The organism is Pantoea sp. E2023-21 (assembly GCF_051302795.1).
GTDB lineage: Bacteria > Pseudomonadota > Gammaproteobacteria > Enterobacterales > Enterobacteriaceae > Pantoea > Pantoea ludwigii_A.
This window is the reverse complement of the sequence record NZ_CP195344.1, coordinates 584,354-604,496: the sequence shown is the minus strand read 5'-3', so window position 1 is coordinate 604,496 and position 20,143 is coordinate 584,354. Positions and strand designations below refer to the sequence as shown.

The window sequence follows — 20,143 nt, the reverse complement described above, 5'->3', positions numbered from 1 at the left end:
GCTCAGCGTACAACTGTTCGCTAATATTCGGGCTTCACTAAAAGAAGGCATATTGAGAACATGGTAGATAAACGCGAATCCTATAGTAAAGAAGACCTGGTTGCCTCGGGTCGCGGCGAACTGTTTGGCGAAAATGGACCGCCGCTTCCATCCAACAACATGTTGATGATGGACCGCGTGGTCAAAATGACCGAAGACGGCGGTAAATTCGACAAAGGTTTCGTAGAAGCCGAACTGGATATCCGCCCTGACCTGTGGTTCTTTGACTGCCACTTCATCGGCGATCCAGTTATGCCAGGCTGTCTCGGCCTCGACGCCATGTGGCAGTTGGTCGGTTTTTACCTCGGCTGGCTGGGCGCAGAAGGTAAAGGCCGCGCATTGGGCGTGGGCGAAGTGAAGTTCACTGGACAAGTCCTGCCTACTGCGAAGAAAGTGACTTATAAAATTCACTTCAAGCGTGTGATCAACCGTAAACTGGTGATGGGCGTGGCAGATGGCGAAGTCTTCGTAGACGGGAACCTGATTTACTCCGCGACGGATTTGAAAGTGGGTCTATTCAAAGACACTTCCGCTTTCTAATCCTTCCAAACGAAAACCTCCGCACGCAGCGGAGGTTTCTTCCTTAATGATAGACATTCAGCAGTGCTAGGCCACCGCCGACCTGTCCTCCATGGCTTGACGCCAACCTCCCAACCAGTAAGACCGCGCATCGATCATTTGATAAGGGCATATCTCTTTCGAGCGGCCCGTAATACCGGCTTGATAGCCTCGTGAATGTGCTCGTTCCAGGCGGTCTCTCTTCTGTCTCTTCATGCCTCGTTTCCCTCATTTCAGGTCTGGTGGAATCTGGGTGGAAAGAAAGAGTGGCGATATAATGTTCAACCACAGTAATGTTCTAACCCGATGCAAAAGAAAGGTCAATGCGCAAAATTCACGCCAATGTCATCAATTTGACGTCAAATTGATATGTAGAATTGTCAGTTAACTGTCTATCTGGCTGATTCAGCAATAAAAAAAGCCCTTGATTTGACTGCGATCACACTACAGTAAATCAAGGACTTATCATAAGCTTCGAACAAATCTTAATTTAGCGAAACGACACTATTTGCGATTTGTTGCGCCGTTTGCTGCCAGCCGAGAGCCAGAGTACGCACCAGCGCATCATAGCCATCTTCGGTTTGCGGCAGCGTCAGATTAAAGCCATGTTTGATTAGACGTCCTTGATGCTGCAGTAGCCATTCACCACTTACTACTACCTGCCCATCGTAGCGCCCCTGGAAACCGGTGACGTTCACTGTAAGCGTATCGTGAGTTTCACCCAGCGGCGAACCGGCTATCAGGCGGCCAGGCAGCGCTTTACTGAGATTGCTAATCAGCGTTTGCTGCAGCTGCTGATCGAGTGGGCTGGCCCACAGGTTATTCGACGCGATCACGTACTTCACATCGCTGGTCTGATAAACCAAACCGTTGCCCGCCATAAAATCCGGCACCGTCACCTGCTCGACCCAAATCATTGGTTGATCAGCGCCAGCTGCACTTTCAACACGCGCCACATTGCTGCCCGCAGGCAACTGATAATAGGTGTTTTCAATGCTGCTGCTGCACCCTGTCAGCAGCAACAGTGCACCAATAATTAGCCCTTTTTTCACTGTTTCGCCCTCTTTGGCTGTGGATCCTGGCCCGGCTTGGCTTCAAACACCAGCGCGTTACTTTTGCTATTCAGCGTTTTCAGCACCGGCTGCAGTTCACGCAGCACCTGATCAAGCCGCTGCATATCGCCCACCAGCTTGCTGTACGCTGGCGAACCTGGCTGCAGCCCTTTCATGCTGCGATTCAGTTCGCGCAGGGTTTGCTGCATGTCTGAAGGCAGGGTTTTCATCGCCGGATTAGCCGTGACCTGATTCAGGTTATCCAGGGTTTTCTGCAACTGCTGCAGCGTGCGCTGGCTCTCTTTCAACGTACCGGTGGCTTCGTTGAGCACAGGATTGAGTGGCAAACCGTTGATCTTATCTAGCGCCGCCATCAATTTCTGTTGAATCTGCGCCAGTCCACCGCTGACGGTTGGAATCACTTCCAGACCAGCCACTTCGTTCGGGCCTTTATAAGCTGGCGCGTTGTCGTAGAAATCGAGGTCGATAAACAGTGCGCCCGACAACAGGTTGCCAGTCTTGAGCGTCGCACGCAGTCCGCGTTTTTTGCCTTCCTGCAGATGCTGTTCAAGATTGAAATCGCCGCCTAACCGGTTAACAAAGCGATCTGGCTCAATTCGAATCAACACCGGCACACGGTAGTCGTTATTCAGCGCCTGATTCACACCCGGAATCATATAAGGCACCTGCGAAACCGTGCCCAAGCGGATGCCACGAAACTCAACCGGTGCACCGACTTGCAACCCACGAATTGAATCAGTAAAGAACAGCAGGAAATCAGTATGGCTGGTATAGAGCGAGTCCTGAATGCTGCGCTGATCGTCGAACAAATGGTATTCCGCTTTGTTCTCAGCAGCACGACCAAGTTCGGCCCCATCAGGCACATCAAAGCTCACACCACCGCTAAACAGCGTCGTAAGCGAGCCCATTTCAACACGCATGCCTGAAGCCGACATATCTACCGCAATACCGCTGTCTTTCCAGAAACGCACATTGGTGGTGATCAAGCGATCGTACGGTGCTGCGATAAATAACTGATACGTCATCATACGTTTATCAGTATCAAAGCTGCTGGTTTCGACCGAACCCACGCGATAGCCACGGAATAGCACCGGATCGCCGGCATTAAGCTGACCGGCTTTTTTACTGTCGAGCGTCACGCGAATACCTTTGGCATCCGGTGGTGCAAGGGGTGGCGCATCCAGCAATGGGTAACGCTCTGGTTTGTCACCTTTGGAACCCGGCTGCAGTTCAATATAGGCGCCAGAAAGTAAGGTGCCGAGGCCGGTAATCCCTTCACGCCCAATCTGCGGTTTTACCACCCAAAACACGCTGTCACCTTGCAGCAGTTTCTCCATACCGGAGTTAAGCCGCGCTTTGATTTCTACATGGTGAAGGTCATCAGTGAGCACCGCACTTTCCACCACACCGACGTTCACGCTGCGACTTTTAATTGTGGTTTTACCTGCCTCAATACCTTCGGCACTTTCAGTAATCAGCGTCACTTCCGGGCCTTGATGGCTGAAGTGATAAAAAAGAATCCATCCGCCGATTAACAGCGTGACGATGGGTACAATCCAGACCGGCGACCAGCGTTTAATCTGGTCGACCTTAGCAGTCCCGTGATGGTTGTCCGTCAAGACGCGGCTCCTTACGTTCAGTTTCTCGTTGTCGATCCCACAGCAGGCGCGGATCAAAGGTCATTGCGGCAAACATGGTAAGAATCACCACCATGGCAAACAGCAGCGCGCCCGGCGCAGGATACACACTCATCAATCGCCCCATCCGCACCAACGCAGAGAGAACGGCGATAACAAACACATCAATCATTGACCAGCGGCCAACGAATTCAACCACCTCATAAACCACGTGCATCTTTTCATCATCGCGCCCACCGCGTCCGCTGCCGTGCCAGCAAAGCCAGGCGATCGCCAACATTTTCAGCGAGGGCACCATAATGCTGGCGATGAAGATCACCAACGCCACCGGCCACGAACCGTCGCTCCATAGCAAAATCACCCCGGCCATAATGTTCGAGGGATATTGCGAGCCGAGCGTTTCGGTCACCATGATCGGCATGATATTCGAGGGAATGTAGAGCATCACCGAGGTAATCAGCAGCGCCAGCGTCCATTGCAAACTGTGCTTACGGCGGACATGCGCCTTCACACCGCAACGCGGGCACGCCAGTTGGTCGGCAGGCAGAATGGCGGTACAGCAGGGACAACTGCGCAAGCCTTGCTTTAAGCCGCTAATACCGGCTTGCGGCACCTTTGGCAGCGGCGGTAACGGATCGATACGTTGCCACACCCAGCGGCGGTCGACACATTGAAACGCGCGCAGATGCAGCACACAGAACAGGCACCACGGCCAGAAACTGCTGCCGAGACCAATTTCGCCATACGCCATCAGCTTTACGAAACTGACCAGCACGCCGGCCATAAAGATTTCGGCCATGCCCCAGTTGCGCAGCTGAAACAGAATGCGCGCCAATCCTAGCCGCACGTTATGCGGCATCCGTACCTGATTGACCAGCAGGATAATCGTGACCATGCAAAAGGCAGGAATGCCCTGCACAAACAGCAGGAACAGCGTGGCCAGGCTGCGGTAGTCTTCACGATCCATCACCTGCGGGATTTCGAGCAGCGATATCTGGCTGCTCAACCCGGCGACGTGCATATTGATGAAAGGAAACAGATTAGCCAGCACCAACATAAACAGTGCTGAAATGGCGTAGCCGGTCGGACGTCGACGCGGCTCCTGCCAGTTGGCTTGCAGCGTGGTGTGACAACGCGGGCAACGCGCACGGCTGCCAACCGGTACAGCGGGCAGCTTTACTGTTAAATCACACTGTGGACAAAGACTCCACTGATGCGCCTGATCCGCTGCACACATGCTGACTCCTTCCCGATTATGCGCCGTTTTTCAGCGCTTCCAGCTCTTCCCAACGTTCAAACGCCACTTCCAGTTCCTGTTCGGTCTGCGCTAACGCATCCAGAATCGGCTGGGTTTTATCGTGTGGCTGACTAAAGAAGTCTGGATGACTCATTTTGGCCTGCAATTCACCGATGCGTGTTTCCAACTGTTCCAGCTTCTGCGGCAGCTGTTCCAGTTCACGTGCCAGGTTATAGCTTAGCTTGCTAGCCGGACGTTTGGCGGCTTCACTTTTCTCAGCGGTTTTCGCCGGTGCAGCAGATTTCGCCTGGGATGCTTTTCCTTGCTTATACGCCGCGCGCTGCAGCTGCGCATCGTGATAGCCACCCACAAAGGTGCCGATTTCGCCGTTGCCTTCGAAAATCCAGCATTCAGTCACGGTGTTGTCGACGAATTGACGATCGTGGCTCACCAGCATCACGGTGCCCTGATATCCATCCACCAGCTCTTCCAGCAACTCCAGCGTTTCAACATCGAGGTCGTTGGTCGGTTCATCAAGAATCAGCAGGTTGCTAGGTTTGAGGAACAGACGCGCCAGCAGCAGGCGGTTACGCTCACCGCCGGACAACGCGCGGACCGGCGTCATGGCGCGCTTGGGATGGAACAGGAAGTCCTGCAGATAACCGAGTACATGGCGCGGTTTACCGTTAACCATCACTTCCTGTTTACCTTCAGCAAGGTTATCCATCACGGTACGATCGGGATCCAGCTCAGCGCGGTGCTGATCGAAGTAAGCGATCTCCAGCTTAGTGCCGCAATGCACACGGCCGCTGTCCGCTTTCAGCTGATCCAGCATCAAACGCAGCAAGGTGGTTTTACCGCAACCGTTCGGGCCAATCAGGGCAATTTTATCGCCGCGCTGTACCTGAGTAGAGAAGTCTTTCACCAGGGTTTTGCCACCCACGCTGTAATTGACATCTTCCATCTCAAACACAATTTTGCCTGAACGTGCCGCTTCGCCGACCTGCATATTGGCTTTGCCCATCACTTCACGACGTGCAGAGCGCTCGTTACGCAGCGCTTTCAACGCACGTACACGGCCTTCGTTACGCGTACGACGCGCTTTGATACCCTGACGAATCCACACTTCCTCCTGCGCCAGCTTGCGGTCGAATTCGGCGTTCTGCATCTCTTCGACGCGTAACGCTTCTTCTTTACCGGTCAGGAACAGATCGTAATTGCCCGGCCAGGAAACCAGCTTACCGCGATCGAGATCGACAATGCGTGTTGCCATGTTGCGGATAAACGAACGGTCATGCGAGATGAATACAATGCTGCCGCTAAAGGTCTTGAGGAAGGTTTCCAGCCAGTCGATGGTTTCAATATCGAGGTGGTTAGTCGGTTCATCAAGCATCAGCACACGCGGGTTGCTCACCAACGCGCGACCCAATGCCGCTTTACGCAGCCAGCCGCCGGAGAGTGAAGACAACTCGGTATCGGCATCGAGGCCAATCTGCAGCAGCACATCATTGATGCGGCTATCCAGCTGCCATAGATTCTGGTGATCCAGAATGGTCTGCAGGCGGCCCATCTCGTTCAGGTTCTTCTCGCTCGGATCTTCCATCACCAGATGGGAAATGGCGTGATAAGCCTTCAGATGCTCAGCTTGCTCGGCCACGCCTTCGGCGACGAAGTCGTAAACGGAACCAGTAATGTTGCGCGGCGGATCCTGCTGCAGACGCGCGACCACTAAATCCTGCTCATAAATAATGCGGCCATCATCCAGCGGCTGTTCGCCGTTGATGATTTTCATCAGCGTCGATTTACCGGCGCCGTTACGGCCAACCAGACAGACGCGTTCGCCCTCTTCGATATGCAGTTCGGTGTTATCCAACAGCGGCGCATCGCTGAATGAGAGGTAAGCGCCATGGATACTGATCAGTGACATAAAACTTATTCCTTACCGGCGTGGCTAACCAGCCAGCAGTTGTGAATTTGACGGTTGCGCGCGAAATCCTGCGACAGCGTTTTTTGGGTTATTTCCTGCGCCTGCAGACCGAGACGTGCTAAACCGTCGAGGTCCATTTTAAAGCCGCGCTTATTGTTGGAGAACATAATGGTGCCACCGCGACGCAGCAGACGTTTCAGATTCTGCATCAGCATCATGTGATCGCGCTGCACGTCGAAATCGTCTTCCATGCGCTTAGAGTTAGAGAACGTCGGCGGATCAATAAAGATCAAATCGAACTGTTCGTCACTCTCGCGCAGCCAGCTCAGGCAATCCGCATGCATCAGACGATGCTGACGTCCGGTCAAACCGTTCAGACGCAGGTTGCGCTCGGCCCACTCCAGATAGGTGCGTGACATATCCACGGTGGTGGTGGTTTTCGCGCCACCCAAACCGGCATGTACGCTGGCTGTGCCGGTATAAGCGAACAGGTTAAGGAAATCTTTGCCTGCACTCATTTTGCCCAGCATCTGCCGCGCGATACGGTGATCGAGGAACAAGCCAGTATCCAGATAATCGGTGAGATTCACCAGCAGGCGCGCATCAAATTCCTGCACTTCGAAGAAATCACCCTTCTCGCCCAGCTTTTGATACTGGCTTTTGCCTTTCTGGCGCTCGCGGGTTTTCATCACCAATCGATTCGCCGGGATTTCGAGCACGCTCAGTGTCGCGCTGATCACATCGAACAGACGCTGTCGCGCTTTATTGGCATCTACGGTTTTCGGCGGCGCATATTCCTGAATCACCACCCAATCGGCATAGCGATCGACCGCCACGTTATACTCGGGCAGGTCGGCGTCATACAGACGATAGCAGTCGATATTTGACTGCCGCGCCCACTTATCCAGCTTCTTCAGATTCTTACGCAGACGGTTAGCAAAATCTTCGGCAATCTGCGCGCCGCCTTCTGCGCTGGTCGCAGCCAGCTGATAGTTTTTCTGTACGCACTCCAGCGGGCCATTTTTAGCTTTAAACTGGCGATCGGCACGCAGTTGCAGGCAGCTCAGCAGCTCTGGCGAGGCGCTGAACAGCGACAGATTCCAGCCGCCGAAATTCTGCTTCATGATGCGACCGAGCTGGCTGTGCAGCGCAATTAGCGCCGGTTCGCTTTCCAGACGCTCACCGTACGGCGGGTTACTCAATACCGTGCCGGTAATGTCCTTGCCCGCCAGTGGATTTTTCAGCTTGATAACATCCTGCTGCGCAAAGGTGAACAGCTCGAATACGCCCGCACGACGCGCGTTGGCGCGCGCGGATTCCAGCACGCGGCTGTCATTATCGTAGCCAAAGAAACGGGCGGTCGCAGCGGCGGTTCCAACACGCGCGCGCTCTTTTGCTGCAGCGTGAACATCCTGCCACACGGCCTGATTGTGTTTCTTCCAGCGATTGAAGCCCCAATGGGTGCGCAGCAGGCCGGGCGCGCGATCGCAGGCGATCAACGCCGCTTCCAGCAGCAGCGTACCGGAACCACACATTGGATCGACCAGCGGCGTACTGCTCTGCCAACCGGAACGCATCACGATCGCCGCCGCTAAGGTTTCTTTTAACGGTGCTGCGCCGGTTTGCTGGCGATAGCCGCGCTGATGCAGAGAATCACCGCTGAGATCCAGAGCGATACTGACGCGATCTTTGTTCAGCCACGCATTAATACGGATGCCTGGTTGCTCGCGATCGACATTTGGGCGTTCCAGATTCTGCCGGGTGAAGCTATCAACGATGGCATCTTTAATACGCAGCGCGCCGAATTGGCTGTTGCGGATCACCTCATTGGTGCCGCTAAAATGGATGGCAAAACTGGTGTTGCTGTCGAACATCTCGGTCCACGGAATACTTTGCGCACCCACGTAAAGATCAAGATCGCTCCAGACGCCAAATTCTCCCAGCGGCAGCAAAATGCGCGAAGCCAAACGGCTCCACAGCAGGCTTTGGTACATTACATGGTCGTCGGCCTGAAAGTGGACGCCGCCCTGCACCACCTGCAAATCCTGCGCACCCAGCGCGTCTAGCTCACTTTTCAACAGCTCTTCGAGCCCACGCGCCGTACTGGCAAACAGAGAATTCATATCGTCACTTTTTACTCTTGCTTAAATTGCTGCGCATTATAGCGAATCAGCGTGCTATGTCATAAAGTTAGCTTCTTTTAAACTTATGACCCTATTTTTGGAGTGGTGATGATTACGCTTTCGCGCCTTTACATCCATCCCGTTAAATCGATGCGCGGCCTGCAACTGTCGCATGCGCAGGTGCTGGAAAGCGGTCTGGGCTTTGATCGCATCTTTATGGTGACCGAACAGGACGGTACGTTCGTCACCGCCCGCCAGTTTCCGGAAATGGTGCGTTTTACCCCGGCACTGCTGCCTGATGGGCTGTTTCTGCAAGCGCCGGACGGTTCGCAGGCGCTGATCCGCTTTGCTGATTTCACGGCCGAGCAGGCACCCACCGAAGTGTGGGGCAACCATTTCACCGCGCGTATTGCACCTGAAACGATCAATAGCTGGTTAAGTACGTTTTTCCCACGTCCGGTGCAACTGCGCTGGACCGGCGTGGAGCCCACGCGCCGCGTAAAACGTTTTGATCATGTTCCCCTCAGTTTTGCCGACGGTTTCCCCTACTTACTGGTGAATATGGCGTCGTTGCAGGATCTCCAGCAGCGCTGTCCGGCCAGCGTGCGCGTGGAGCAGTTCCGCCCCAATCTGGTGGTGAGCGGCGCGGCCGCGTGGGAAGAGGACAGCTGGAAACGGCTACAAATTGGCGAGATTACCTTTGAGATGCCGAAGCCGTGTAGCCGCTGCGTGTTTACTACCGTCGGCACCGAAACGGGCCGTAAACATCCTGACGGCGAGCCGCTCACCACGTTGCAGGGTTTTCGTAGCGCGCAGGACGGCAGCGGCGATATCGATTTTGGCCTGAATTTGATCGCGCTGAATAGCGGCATTATTCGCGTTGGCGATGCGGTAACGATTCTGGAGAAACAGACGCCGCGCGCTTACGGCGCTGGCGCAGTGGTCGAAACCCTGGCGCCCACTGCCAGCAGCCACAGCGCAGTGACCATTGATTATCAGGGCGCAGCCTTTAGCGGCGACAATCAGCAAGTGTTGCTGGAACAGCTGGAGATGCAAGGTTTCCGCATTCCCTACTCGTGTCGCGCCGGCATTTGCGGCAGCTGCAAAGTGACATTGGTTGCGGGGGAAGTGAAAGCACTGAAGAAAAGCGCGGTGCGTGCGGATGGCACGATCTTAAGCTGCAGCTGTATTCCGGCAGGCGATATCGAACTGGCGTAAGCCGATTACACCGCCCGCGCAAAGTGGGCGGTTTGCTCTTCCTGCTGCGGACGCAAACGATCGTTCATGATCTTAATGGCATCACCTAACTGCATACCTTTACCTGCCACGCTCAACGCGTTTTGCGCTAATAAGCACAGCGCCGCATTTTCACTGCTTTCCACTACAAAGAGCTGCGCCTGTTCACCGCTGTCGGCCAACGTCACCGCCACCATATCGCCCGCAGCAGGCTGCCAGCTGTGTGCGTGATTGGTGAAGTGCCAGCTTTTTGGCATTAAGGGTTTGAGAAAACGACTGGCTACCAACGCGTTTAAGACTAATTCGGCGCGCTGATTGCCTTTTAATCCACTCTGACGGCAACGTTCTTCAAAGGTAAAATAGAGCGCGGCATCATCAACACAAAAACCGCTGACATTAAAGGCGTCGGGTGTCAGCATTTTGCGCGAGAAGCGCGAGCGAAATAACATGCCATCCGCTAAATCCAGCATCATGCGGTCATGCTCTGCGTCAAAATACCAACGCCAATTGTCATCAGGTTTGATTTTCATGATCTGCCCTGTGGTTATTCGCTGCGCTAAATGGCGCTTAAATTAAAAAATATATTTGGGAAAAGGCTGAAAATGCACCAGCAGGACAAAATATAAACGAGCCGAAGGGATAAATAAACCCCTCGGCGCAGTAAAGTGGGAAATGTCTTAGAGGTGAGTCACGATATCTTTAATTAAACCCGGGCCTTTATAAATAAATCCGGAGTATATCTGCACCAATGTTGCTCCCGCGGCGATTTTTTCACGCGCTGAAACCAGCGAATCAATGCCACCTACGCCAATAATCGGTACGCGCCCCTGCAGCTCTTGCGCCAGGCGGCGAATCACTTCAGTACTGCGTGACTGAACCGGACGACCACTTAATCCGCCCGCCTCTTCGGCATATTTAAGGCCAGTCACCAGTGAACGATCGAGCGTGGTATTGGTGGCAATCACACCGTCAATATTGTGGCGCACCAAACTATCAGCAACCTGAATCAATTCTTCTTCGGTAAGATCCGGTGCGATCTTCACGGCGACGGGCACATATTTAAGGTGCCGTGCTTGCAGCTCTTGCTGTTTTAATTTGATTGCAGACAGAAGCTCGTCCAGCGCGTCGCCATATTGCAGCGTGCGTAATCCCGGCGTGTTTGGCGACGAAATATTGATGGCAATATAACCGGCGTGGGCATACACCTTTTCCATGCAGATCAGATAATCGTCTTTGCCCTTCTCGACCGGCGTATCTTTATTTTTGCCAATATTGATACCGAGAATGCCTTTAAAGCGTGACTTTTTGACGTTCTCAATCAGGTGATCGACGCCATGATTATTAAACCCCATGCGGTTAATAATCCCTTCTGCAGGCACCAGGCGGAACATGCGCGGTTTATCATTTCCCGGTTGTGCCAGCGGCGTTACCGTTCCCACTTCGACAAAACCAAAGCCCATGGCACCGAAGGCATCAATGCACTCAGCATTTTTGTCGAGGCCGGCCGCTAAGCCGAGCGCATTCGGAAAGGTCAATCCCATACAGGTTACCGGACGGGATGGCAGCGACTGGCGAATCAGCCCTTCCAGCGGCGTACCGCTGATAAAACGCAGTTGTTGAAAGGTGAGTTCGTGCGCACGCTCAGGATCAAGCTTAAACAGCGCCGGCCGGACGATAGGATATAACATGCACTCTCCTCAATGATGAAAACCAGGGAAGTCGGGGTGCACGGGAAATTGTGCGCCAGAATGGTAAGGTGCTCTGGCGCAAAAGTAAATTGTTCTACTGCATCACAATTTGATCGGTATCAGCGTCGCGCAGAATAGCGGCCAAGCTGTTCACGACACGCCTGCAGGCCACTGTAAATCGTCGGGCAGTACCACATCAGCTTCAGACGCGCGCTCTGCTGCAACACGTTGCGCACCAGTTGATTCACCTGCGGCTGCCAATCCGCTGGGATCACCATATGATTTTTGCGCATCTGCGACAGGCAGCTGTGCATCACCGTTTGGTAATAGCTGTCCAGCAAGGCCGCATCCACCGGCAGTTGCTGGTCGCGTAAGAACTGTTCGCTGCTTTCACGCGCTATGAAGTAGTTTTTCACATAGGAGAAATCGCGCGTGCTCTGTGACAGCGAGGTCAGCATAAAGCGTTTGTAATAATAGCTTTGGCTGGTGCAGTAAATGTTACGCGCCTGCAGATAGAGCGCAAACATATAGGGCGCATCTTCATGGTTTTGGATTGGCAGAAACTGCAGCGCCAGTTGGTCAATCAAGCGACGGGAAATAATGCTGCTCCACACGACGCGATGCGCGGATTGGTGCTGCATTAGCGTACGCAAGCTGGTGCTGCCGCCAGGCAGTAATCCGCTGACATGACGCTGATGAATGGTTTGATAGTGACGCTGCGCGGCGGGCAGATCGAAGAACATTTTCGCGCCAAAGCAGAACAGATCGATATCTTCATGGCGCGCCTGCACGCGACGGAAGTCGGCAAACAAGTCAGTGGAGACAAAATCGTCTGCATCCATGAAATAAACAAAATCCCCGCTAGCCACCGAGAGACCTTTCATACGCGCGGCACTGACGCCGCCGCGCTCGCCACTCAGCAACACCACCTGCGGGTGCTGCTCAGCGAATGCGGTTAACCAGGCAACGCTGTTATCACTGGATCCATCGTCAATAACAATGATCTGTTCCGGCGGCGATGACTGGCGCAGCAATGCCCCCAGCGCTTCTGGCAACCAGGGCGCGCAATTCCAGTTCGGAATGATGACCGAAACCGAAGGGATACGGTGAGATGACATCATGCTCATCCTCTTTCCTCAACGTTAAATAATGGAATTCTGAGACGCTTCAACACCACGCTATGCAGCAGGCAGCAGAAGCCGAGATTGAACGCACCAATCAAGCCCAACCACAGCAGGTTTATCCAGCGATTCTGATTCCACTCGATAGGCAGCAATGTGCTCAACCAGGCGATAGCGGCTGAAACCGCCCAAATCAGCATTACGTCACGGGTTAACCAGGTGAAATGGATGCCCGGCGCAAAGCGGCGATGCACCAGCCACGCCCAGCCCACCAGATAGAAGATATTCTGTCCCAGCCACAGCCAACCGGTGCCCAACGCGCCATAGTGAATGGCGCACCAGATGTTGAGCGGCACCAGCAGCACGGCAAAGCAGGTGAAGCCTTTCATGTGCAGCTTGAGGTTGCCGTTGATGTACTGCAGGTGATAGAGCAAGCCACAGATTGCCTGAATACCGCTGCCCAACGCGTACAGGCTAAGGACAAATGACATCTCATCCACAATTTGGCTCTTTTGCGTCCACGCCCATAGCAGCGGGCCGGCATAGCAGGCAATGGTGATACTGAGCGGTGCCATGAAAATCGCCACGGCCTGCGTGGTGTAGCGGTAAAGTTTCAGTGACTCCGCATCACCTTCTTTACGGGTTTTCATGCCGGTCATGCGTGGCACGATGGCCTGCATAATCGGGCTGCTGAGCAGCAGAATACCCGTCGCGGCGGTCGCCACCACGGTAAACGAACCGTATTCGCTCAGCGGCAGCGTCTTGGAAAGCACCAATCGGTCGATTTGCGAAATGAAGGTCCACACCGCACTGGAAAACGCTGCGCTGAGTGCAAAACGAATAAACGGTTTCAGCACTTCTTTCAGATCGCCGCGCTTCTCTTTGCGCGCCGCCTTGGGAATGAGCTGGCAGGATTTGTAGATACAGCAAGTCGCTTCGGCAATCGACACCAGCAACTGCCAGACAAAGAACGCCAATACCGGATTAGAGAAGAACTGTATCACCAGCACCGCACCGAAGGTGCGTAAGGTGGTGATGATCAGGTTAACGCCGTTCAGCCATACCTGATGTTCGAAGCCGACAATCACACTGCGATAGGGGCTGGTGCGCCAGCGAATCGCGGCGGTGATCACCATAATTGCCACAGCAATCACCACATCGCCTGACGGAAGATGTTTTGCATCCAGCCAGTGCGTGGCAATCCACGGTGTCGCCAGCCAGCCCAATACCACCAGCACGATAGTGGAGAACAGGAAGAATTTGGTCAGCGTGGCAAACAGCGCCGGGAACCAGACGAATTCTGCCTGATTCGCGCGATAGCGAGCCGCTTCACGCATCAAGGTGGTGGAGACACCGGCATCAAGTAATTGCAGCCAGGTTAATAAAATCGAGAAGAAGCCCACTAAACCGTAGGCTTCCATTCCTAAGTGTTGAATATAAAGAGGTACAACCAAAATACCTGACAGCGTCAGATAGATTTGACCAACATAATTGGCAATCGCGTTACGTTTTATAGACATAGGTGTTTTGGCATCTGGGGATTTATCTCAGTGGCCTTAAGCGTGACATAAATCTATTCACACGCACACCGGAGTTATTCTTAAAATTAATCCTGGTGCTAAGCGCCCAGCCTTTTTCTCATTTTCATAATGGCGAAATAGATGTCAGGTTGTTTCAACATGAGTTTTTCCATTGCACCCTGCGCGGGGAAATTTTCTGCAAAGTAGGTTAATGCATGCCGGGTATTATCTGAGAATGTTGTTGCGCCCCTTAACTCCTGCTGGACTAATTGTAATAAGCCGCTGCGTAAATAACTTTCGCGATAACGGTTTCGCTCTGGAATAAAGTGTGACAAGCGGGTGAGTTTTTCATAATCGGTAATAAATTGCTGATAGGTGAAGGGCTGAGGTGAATGTGCTTTGGTCATCAGCGATGATTCACTGGCATAGTCAAGCACCCATGCAGTTTGCGTATGGAGTAATCCGGCGAGCATCACATCCTGAATGCGCGTCAACGGCGCACCCGCGCGGGCCAGGCCGGCACGCAAAATCACGGCAAAGGCGCCCTGCTGCCACCAGCGCTGTTCATGCAGTTGTTTAAACAACTGGGTTGACGAGTGTAATCCGCTTGCCAGCTCGCGCTTCGTCAGAGAAACAATAAAGCAGTTCAGCTCTGGACGTTGATCGCTGAGTTTCGCCACATCCTGCAACAGACTGGCAGGCAACGCGCTGCACTCCGCGCTGAACAGCAGGAAGTCATCTTCAGCAGGAGTGCTGTGCGGAAAGGTCGGTAGCAATGACGAGGCGAGCTGCGTTCCTGCAGCATCCGTTTGTAGCCAATAACACAGCAACTCTTCGTCCGTTTTAGGGGGTGCAGTGAGACGATTGAAGGGTGCAGATACAGCCTGCTGCTCAGTTAGTTCGTGAGCAAATGAGGAACTACCCATATTTATCTCCCTAAGAATAAATTGGCTTGCCGCAACGGCAGTTAACGCCACAAAGCACGGGCGTAAATTAATAAGCGAAATATCGTTATCGAGTTCTAGCGGAAATTATCTCAACCAATTATAAACAGGCGGCGAGTATTAATTCCAACCTCGATAATAAGATGCGTAATTCCTAAGCATTTAACTGTTCAGTATTTCTGTACTAACGTTGAGATTCACGATAAAAAAGTAACAGCAGTTGTTACTATGTCATACAAGACTGATGCGCTTTTTAACCTTTACTCGTGTTTAGACATGGGTTTCATCAAATAAAAACCAGGTAATGCTGGAGAAGAAGGGGATCAATCTGCGCTTATTCCGATTCCTGCTGGCCAGAATAATGGCGAATCTCGAACTTTTTTTCATTTATTTCAATATAGCAGCGGCCCAATAATCTTCAGCCAGTTCGAATGTGTCGATATATTTCTTCGTTAGCGACTCCATTTTAGCCATGTATAACGTGCTTTAATCATTAGTCATCGCCATCAGGCTGTTCCGATTAATATAATGCTCGCCAGAATCGAACGATTTTCAGATTAAACCTAAACATCAATATAGCTCCTTTTTGACCTTCCTTTATATGTCCTCAGCTATCCCATTTTCCAACTTAGGATTACCAGATAAATCATTTAAGCCTCGCTGCCTGCTCTGACAGTATTGAACACATCAGTTCTGAATATTAGATAATCAATAACTTTTAGTTATAAGGAGTGACCATGCGAGTTATTACGCTGGCGGGTAGCCCTCGCTTCCCTTCACGCTCAACAGCGCTGCTGAGCCTGTGCCAACACGCACTGGAAGCACGCGGTGTGGAGGTGATTCCATGGAATATTCACAATTTCCAACCAGAAGATTTGCTCTATGCGCGCTTCGATTCTCCCGCATTAGCCGCTTTGAAAGCCGATTTGGCACTGGCAGATGGCGTGATTGTCGCCACGCCTATTTATAAAGCTTCGTTTTCCGGCGCACTGAAAACCTTGCTTGATTTGCTACCAGAACGCGCGCTGGAACACAAAGTGGTGTTGCCACTGGCAAGCGGCGGCAGCGCTTCGCACCTGTTAGCGGTGGATTACGCGCTGAAGCCGGTACTCAACGCGCTGAAAGCGCAGGAAGTGCTGCACGGCGTGTTCGCCACCGACGGCCAGATTACTGATTACGATCGCCAGCCGCGGCTCGATCCGCTGCTGTCGCAACGCATTGATGAGGCGCTGGATACCTTCTGGCACGCGCTGCATCGCCGCCACCCACCCTACGCCCAAGCGGTATAAAGGAAGAGAGATGAAAAGGATATTGATGGGCTTACTCCTGCCAGCCGTGGCGGCGATGCTCTCGATAAGCGTGAGCGCACAGGCCGCCGGCGCTCCCGAACAGCTGCGCATCGGTTATCAAAAAGGCTCGGTGAGCATGGTGTTGGCGAAAAGCCATCAGCTGCTGGAGCAGCGTTTTCCGCACACCCAGATAAAGTGGGTGGAATTCCCAGCGGGCCCGCAAATGCTCGAAGCGCTGAACGTCGATAGCATCGATTTGGGCAGCACCGGCGATATTCCGCCGCTGTTTGCGCAGGCCGCGGGCGCCGATCTGCTGTATGTCGGCTCGGAACCTCCCAAGCCTCAGGCTGAAGTGATTCTGGTGCCGAAAGATAGCCCGATTCACAGCGTGGCCGATCTGAAAGGCCATAAAGTGGCATTCCAGAAAGGCTCTAGCTCGCACAATTTGCTGCTGCGCGCGCTGGAACAGGCTGGACTGAGTTTTAACGATATTCAGCCAACCTACCTGACGCCCGCCGATGCGCGCGCCGCGTTCCAGCAAGGTGACGTTGATGCCTGGGCAATTTGGGATCCTTATTACTCTGCCGCCCTGCTGCAAGGCAACGTGCGGGTGCTGGCCGATGGCAGCAAACTCAATCAAACCGGCTCCTTCTATTTAGCCACGCGCAACTATACCGAGGCTAACGGCGACTTCGTGCAGCAAGTGCTGAATACGTTTAGCGATGCCGATGCATTAACGCGCAGCCAGCGCGACCAGAGTATTGATCTACTGGCAAATGCGATGGGCTTACCGAAGCCGGTGATTGCCAGCTATCTCGACCACCGTCCGCCGACCACCATTACGCCGGTCAGTGCCCATACCGCACAGGCCCAACAGCAAACGGCCGATCTGTTTTATGCCAATCATCTGATGCCGGTAAAAGTGAATATTGCTGACCGCATCTGGCAGCCACAATCCGCCCAGCCTAAAGGAAATTAATCATGAGCGTATCCGTATTTTGGTTTCTCCCCACTCACGGCGATGGTCACTATCTCGGCACGGCGGAAGGTTCGCGCCCGGTTGATCATGGTTATCTGCAACAGATTGCGCAGGCAGCGGATCGCCTCGGCTTCGGCGGCGTGCTGATCCCCACCGGCCGATCCTGTGAAGATGCCTGGCTGGTGGCGGCATCATTGATTCCGGTTACGCAGCGTCTGCGTTTCCTCGTCGCTCTGCGTCCGGGCGTGATTTCACCGACTCAGGCGGCGCGCCAGGCCGCCACGCTGGATCGTCTGTCGAATGGTCGTGCGCTGTTTAATCTGGTCACCGGCGGCGATCCGGAAGAGTTGGCCGGCGATGGCGTGTTCCTCGATCACCGGGAACGCTATGAAGAATCCGCCGAGTTTACCCGCGTCTGGCGGCGCGTTAGCGAAGGCGAAACCGTCGATTACGAAGGCAAGCATGTGAAGGTACGCGGTGCGCGTCTGATGTTTAAAGCGGTGCAGGAACCGCGTCCACCGCTGTGGTTTGGCGGTTCCTCGGATGCTGCGCAGGATCTGGCCGCCGAGCAGGTCGATGTTTATCTCACCTGGGGCGAACCGCCTGCACTGGTAAAAGAGAAAATTGAGCAGGTGCGCGCCAAAGCCGCAGCGCAGGGTCGCACCGTACGTTTTGGTATTCGTCTGCACGTCATTGTGCGCGAAACCAATGAAGAAGCATGGCAGGCAGCCGATCGCCTGATTGCCCATCTCGACGATGCCACCATTGCCAAAGCGCAGGCGGCATTTGCGCGTACCGATTCGGTGGGCCAGCAGCGCATGGCGGCGCTGCACGGTGGACGCCGCGATAAGCTGGAGATCAGCCCGAATCTGTGGGCGGGCGTAGGTCTGGTACGCGGCGGTGCAGGTACGGCGCTGGTGGGCGATGGTCCAACCGTGGCGGCGCGTATGCAGGAGTATCAGGATCTCGGTATCGAGACCTTTATTCTCTCCGGCTATCCGCATCTGGAAGAGGCGTATCGCGTTGGCGAGCTGTTGTTCCCGCATCTTGACCTGGCGATCCCGGAAGTGCCTAAACCACGCGTGGTGCAAGCGCACGGTGAAGCGGTTGCCAATGATTTCACGCCGCAAAAAGTGTCGCAGAGCTAAAGGAGCCGATGATGGCGAACGTTAAAAAACAGCTGAGTAATGCCGTACTGCCTTGGGTGTTGCCGGTGGTGCTGATTACGGTATGGCAACTGGCTTCGCAGGTCGGTTGGCTGTCGACGCGCATTTTGCCGTCACCGGAAAACATTCTCATCACCTTTTGGAAACTGACGGTGAGCGGCGAACTGTGGCAAAACCTGGCGATCAGCAGCTGGCGTGCCGCCATTGGTTTCTCCATCGGCGGTTCGATTGGTTTGATTCTGGGCTTGATCACCGGGACTTCGCGCGTGGGTGAACGTTTGCTGGATACCTCGGTGCAGATGCTGCGTAACGTGCCGCATCTGGCGCTGATTCCGCTGGTGATTTTGTGGTTTGGTATTGACGAATCTGCCAAGATTTTCCTCGTGGCGCTGGGCACCTTATTCCCGATTTATCTCAATACCTATCACGGCATTCGTAACATTGACCGTGGTTTAGTCGAGATGGCGCGTAGCTACGGTTTGTCCGGTTGGAGCCTGTTCATTCAGGTGATTCTGCCGGGTGCGCTGCCATCCATTATGGTTGGCGTACGATTTGCCCTTGGCCTGATGTGGCTGACGCTGATTGTGGCCGAGACCATTTCCGCTAACTCGGGCATTGGTTATCTGGCGATGAACGCCCGTGAATTCCTGCAAACCGACGTGGTGGTGGTGGCCATCATTCTTTATGCCCTGCTCGGCAAACTGGCCGACGTTGCGGCGCAGCTGCTGGAGCGCGTCTGGCTGCGCTGGCATCCGGCCTACCAATCGAAGGAGAACGCATGAGCAACGCAACCCTAAATCCGGCGCGTTTAAATCGCGGTACGCCGGTTGGCGTCAATGGCGTCAGCAAGCAATATGGCGATCGCACCATCCTGAATAATATTGATCTGCATATTCCATCGGGGCAGTTCGTCGCGGTCGTCGGCCGCAGCGGCTGTGGGAAAAGTACCTTACTGCGTCTGCTGGCAGGTCTGGAATCGACCACGCGCGGTGCGTTGCTGGCTGGCAATGCGCCCTTATCCGAGGCGCGCGAAGATACACGTTTGATGTTCCAGGATTCACGCTTACTGCCGTGGAAGAAGGTGATTGATAACGTTGGGCTGGGACTGAAAGGCCGTGAATGGCGTGCCGCCGCGCTGGAAGCGTTGGACGCGGTCGGATTGGCGGATCGTGCCAACGAGTGGCCTGCAGCGTTGTCCGGCGGGCAGAAACAGCGTGTAGCGCTGGCGCGAGCGCTGATTCATCGCCCAGGTTTACTGCTGCTTGATGAGCCGCTTGGGGCGCTGGATGCGTTGACGCGTATCGAAATGCAGGGATTGATTGAGTCGCTGTGGCAGCAGCATAACTTTACCGTGTTGCTGGTAACGCACGATGTCAGCGAAGCGGTGGCAATCGCCGATCGCGTGCTGCTCATTGAGGAAGGTCAGATTGGGCTGGATTTGATTGTCGATCTGCCGCGCCCACGTCGTCGTGGGTCGCCACGCCTGGCCGAACTGGAAGCGGAAGTGCTGGATCGGGTGATGAAGCGCGGTTCGTCGGAGCAGCCGCTAAAGTTTGCGCAGCAGAGTTAAAAAAAGCGCGCATAAATGCGCGCTCTACGAAATCCG

18 protein-coding genes are annotated in these 20,143 nt (G+C 54.0%); 7 read left to right on the top strand and 11 right to left on the bottom strand.

Annotation, left to right across the window (positions count from 1 at the left end; genetic code table 11):
* Positions 1-60 precede the first annotated feature (60 nt).
* Positions 61-579, top strand: coding sequence for a bifunctional 3-hydroxydecanoyl-ACP dehydratase/trans-2-decenoyl-ACP isomerase (fabA, locus tag ACRQ84_RS02840; RefSeq protein ID WP_007887361.1), 519 nt, complete (start codon positions 61-63; stop codon positions 577-579).
* A gap of 66 nt (positions 580-645) precedes the next feature.
* Here the strand turns inward: fabA and rmf are convergent, their stop codons facing one another.
* From rmf to rlmKL, 6 genes are all read right to left on the bottom strand, one after another.
* Complete coding sequence (rmf, locus tag ACRQ84_RS02835) at positions 646-813, bottom strand: ribosome modulation factor (RefSeq protein ID WP_007887362.1); 168 nt, start codon at positions 811-813, stop codon at positions 646-648.
* A 269-nt stretch (positions 814-1,082) separates the two neighbouring features.
* The gene (gene pqiC, locus ACRQ84_RS02830; RefSeq protein ID WP_064740778.1) at positions 1,083-1,649 is read right to left on the bottom strand and encodes a membrane integrity-associated transporter subunit PqiC; all 567 of its coding nucleotides are present in this window, start codon (positions 1,647-1,649) and stop codon (positions 1,083-1,085) included.
* Entirely contained in the window at positions 1,646-3,289 is a 1,644-nt protein-coding gene (gene pqiB, locus ACRQ84_RS02825; RefSeq protein ID WP_064740777.1) for an intermembrane transport protein PqiB, read from the bottom strand. The genes pqiC and pqiB overlap by 4 nt, the downstream gene beginning before the upstream one ends.
* Positions 3,261-4,544, bottom strand: coding sequence for a membrane integrity-associated transporter subunit PqiA (gene pqiA, locus ACRQ84_RS02820; RefSeq protein ID WP_483817130.1), 1,284 nt, complete (start codon positions 4,542-4,544; stop codon positions 3,261-3,263). Before pqiA ends, pqiB begins: the two co-directional genes overlap by 29 nt.
* 16 nt (positions 4,545-4,560) lie before the next feature.
* Positions 4,561-6,471: an ABC transporter ATP-binding protein gene (locus ACRQ84_RS02815; protein WP_483817129.1), complete on the bottom strand. Its 1,911-nt coding sequence runs from the start codon at positions 6,469-6,471 to the stop codon at positions 4,561-4,563.
* A 5-nt stretch (positions 6,472-6,476) separates the two neighbouring features.
* Positions 6,477-8,594, bottom strand: a complete 2,118-nt coding sequence (rlmKL, locus tag ACRQ84_RS02810; RefSeq protein WP_483817128.1) for a bifunctional 23S rRNA (guanine(2069)-N(7))-methyltransferase RlmK/23S rRNA (guanine(2445)-N(2))-methyltransferase RlmL — start codon at positions 8,592-8,594, stop codon at positions 6,477-6,479.
* 108 nt (positions 8,595-8,702) lie between these two features.
* Here rlmKL and ACRQ84_RS02805 point away from each other — a divergent pair, with 108 nt between their 5' ends.
* The gene (locus ACRQ84_RS02805; RefSeq protein WP_064740773.1) at positions 8,703-9,812 is read left to right on the top strand and encodes a YcbX family protein; all 1,110 of its coding nucleotides are present in this window, start codon (positions 8,703-8,705) and stop codon (positions 9,810-9,812) included.
* Between the two features lie 5 nt (positions 9,813-9,817).
* On the opposite strand, the gene ACRQ84_RS02800 is transcribed toward ACRQ84_RS02805, so the two are convergent.
* The 5 genes from ACRQ84_RS02800 to ACRQ84_RS02780 all read right to left on the bottom strand — a co-directional run bounded on the left by ACRQ84_RS02800 (position 9,818) and on the right by ACRQ84_RS02780 (position 15,136).
* Positions 9,818-10,360 carry a cell division protein ZapC gene (locus ACRQ84_RS02800; RefSeq protein ID WP_064740772.1) on the bottom strand — a complete coding sequence of 181 codons (543 nt, stop codon included), beginning with the start codon at positions 10,358-10,360 and terminating at the stop codon, positions 9,818-9,820.
* 147 nt (positions 10,361-10,507) lie between these two features.
* Entirely contained in the window at positions 10,508-11,518 is a 1,011-nt protein-coding gene (pyrD, locus tag ACRQ84_RS02795) for a quinone-dependent dihydroorotate dehydrogenase (protein WP_064740771.1), read from the bottom strand.
* Between the two features lie 119 nt (positions 11,519-11,637).
* The gene (locus tag ACRQ84_RS02790; RefSeq protein WP_483817127.1) at positions 11,638-12,639 is read right to left on the bottom strand and encodes a glycosyltransferase family 2 protein; all 1,002 of its coding nucleotides are present in this window, start codon (positions 12,637-12,639) and stop codon (positions 11,638-11,640) included.
* A 2-nt stretch (positions 12,640-12,641) separates the two neighbouring features.
* Positions 12,642-14,159 carry a lipopolysaccharide biosynthesis protein gene (locus ACRQ84_RS02785; protein WP_483817126.1) on the bottom strand — a complete coding sequence of 506 codons (1,518 nt, stop codon included), beginning with the start codon at positions 14,157-14,159 and terminating at the stop codon, positions 12,642-12,644.
* A gap of 98 nt (positions 14,160-14,257) precedes the next feature.
* On the bottom strand, positions 14,258-15,136 hold the full coding sequence (locus ACRQ84_RS02780) for a hypothetical protein (RefSeq protein WP_483817125.1): 879 nt from the start codon (positions 15,134-15,136) through the stop codon (positions 14,258-14,260).
* A gap of 704 nt (positions 15,137-15,840) precedes the next feature.
* On the opposite strand from ACRQ84_RS02780, the gene ssuE reads away from it, so the two are divergent.
* Genes ssuE through ssuB form a run of 5 tightly spaced genes read left to right on the top strand, consistent with a single transcriptional unit; the run spans position 15,841 to position 20,107 of the window.
* A complete protein-coding gene (gene ssuE, locus ACRQ84_RS02775; RefSeq protein WP_483817124.1) occupies positions 15,841-16,392 on the top strand; it encodes an NADPH-dependent FMN reductase in 552 nt (183 codons plus the stop codon).
* A 55-nt stretch (positions 16,393-16,447) separates the two neighbouring features.
* Entirely contained in the window at positions 16,448-17,371 is a 924-nt protein-coding gene (locus ACRQ84_RS02770) for a sulfonate ABC transporter substrate-binding protein (protein ID WP_483817870.1), read from the top strand.
* Positions 17,372-17,373: 2 nt separating this feature from the next.
* A complete protein-coding gene (ssuD, locus tag ACRQ84_RS02765) occupies positions 17,374-18,519 on the top strand; it encodes an FMNH2-dependent alkanesulfonate monooxygenase (RefSeq protein ID WP_008102354.1) in 1,146 nt (381 codons plus the stop codon).
* Positions 18,520-18,530: 11 nt separating this feature from the next.
* Positions 18,531-19,319: an aliphatic sulfonate ABC transporter permease SsuC gene (gene ssuC, locus ACRQ84_RS02760; RefSeq protein WP_064740765.1), complete on the top strand. Its 789-nt coding sequence runs from the start codon at positions 18,531-18,533 to the stop codon at positions 19,317-19,319.
* Positions 19,316-20,107 carry an aliphatic sulfonates ABC transporter ATP-binding protein gene (gene ssuB, locus ACRQ84_RS02755; protein WP_064740764.1) on the top strand — a complete coding sequence of 264 codons (792 nt, stop codon included), beginning with the start codon at positions 19,316-19,318 and terminating at the stop codon, positions 20,105-20,107. The genes ssuC and ssuB overlap by 4 nt, the downstream gene beginning before the upstream one ends.
* Positions 20,108-20,143 lie beyond the last annotated feature (36 nt).

Coding starts and splice junctions, on each gene's coding strand:
- fabA (WP_007887361.1), top strand. CDS start 61: ATGGTAGATAAACGCGAATCCTATAGTAAAGAAGACCTGGTTGCCTCG.
- rmf (WP_007887362.1), bottom strand. CDS start 813: ATGAAGAGACAGAAGAGAGACCGCCTGGAACGAGCACATTCACGAGGC.
- pqiA (WP_483817130.1), bottom strand. CDS start 4,544: ATGTGTGCAGCGGATCAGGCGCATCAGTGGAGTCTTTGTCCACAGTGT.
- ACRQ84_RS02815 (WP_483817129.1), bottom strand. CDS start 6,471: ATGTCACTGATCAGTATCCATGGCGCTTACCTCTCATTCAGCGATGCG.
- rlmKL (WP_483817128.1), bottom strand. CDS start 8,594: ATGAATTCTCTGTTTGCCAGTACGGCGCGTGGGCTCGAAGAGCTGTTG.
- ACRQ84_RS02805 (WP_064740773.1), top strand. CDS start 8,703: ATGATTACGCTTTCGCGCCTTTACATCCATCCCGTTAAATCGATGCGC.
- ACRQ84_RS02800 (WP_064740772.1), bottom strand. CDS start 10,360: ATGAAAATCAAACCTGATGACAATTGGCGTTGGTATTTTGACGCAGAG.
- pyrD (WP_064740771.1), bottom strand. CDS start 11,518: ATGTTATATCCTATCGTCCGGCCGGCGCTGTTTAAGCTTGATCCTGAG.
- ACRQ84_RS02790 (WP_483817127.1), bottom strand. CDS start 12,639: ATGATGTCATCTCACCGTATCCCTTCGGTTTCGGTCATCATTCCGAAC.
- ACRQ84_RS02785 (WP_483817126.1), bottom strand. CDS start 14,159: ATGTCTATAAAACGTAACGCGATTGCCAATTATGTTGGTCAAATCTAT.
- ssuE (WP_483817124.1), top strand. CDS start 15,841: ATGCGAGTTATTACGCTGGCGGGTAGCCCTCGCTTCCCTTCACGCTCA.
- ACRQ84_RS02770 (WP_483817870.1), top strand. CDS start 16,448: ATGCTCTCGATAAGCGTGAGCGCACAGGCCGCCGGCGCTCCCGAACAG.
- ssuD (WP_008102354.1), top strand. CDS start 17,374: ATGAGCGTATCCGTATTTTGGTTTCTCCCCACTCACGGCGATGGTCAC.
- ssuC (WP_064740765.1), top strand. CDS start 18,531: ATGGCGAACGTTAAAAAACAGCTGAGTAATGCCGTACTGCCTTGGGTG.
- ssuB (WP_064740764.1), top strand. CDS start 19,316: ATGAGCAACGCAACCCTAAATCCGGCGCGTTTAAATCGCGGTACGCCG.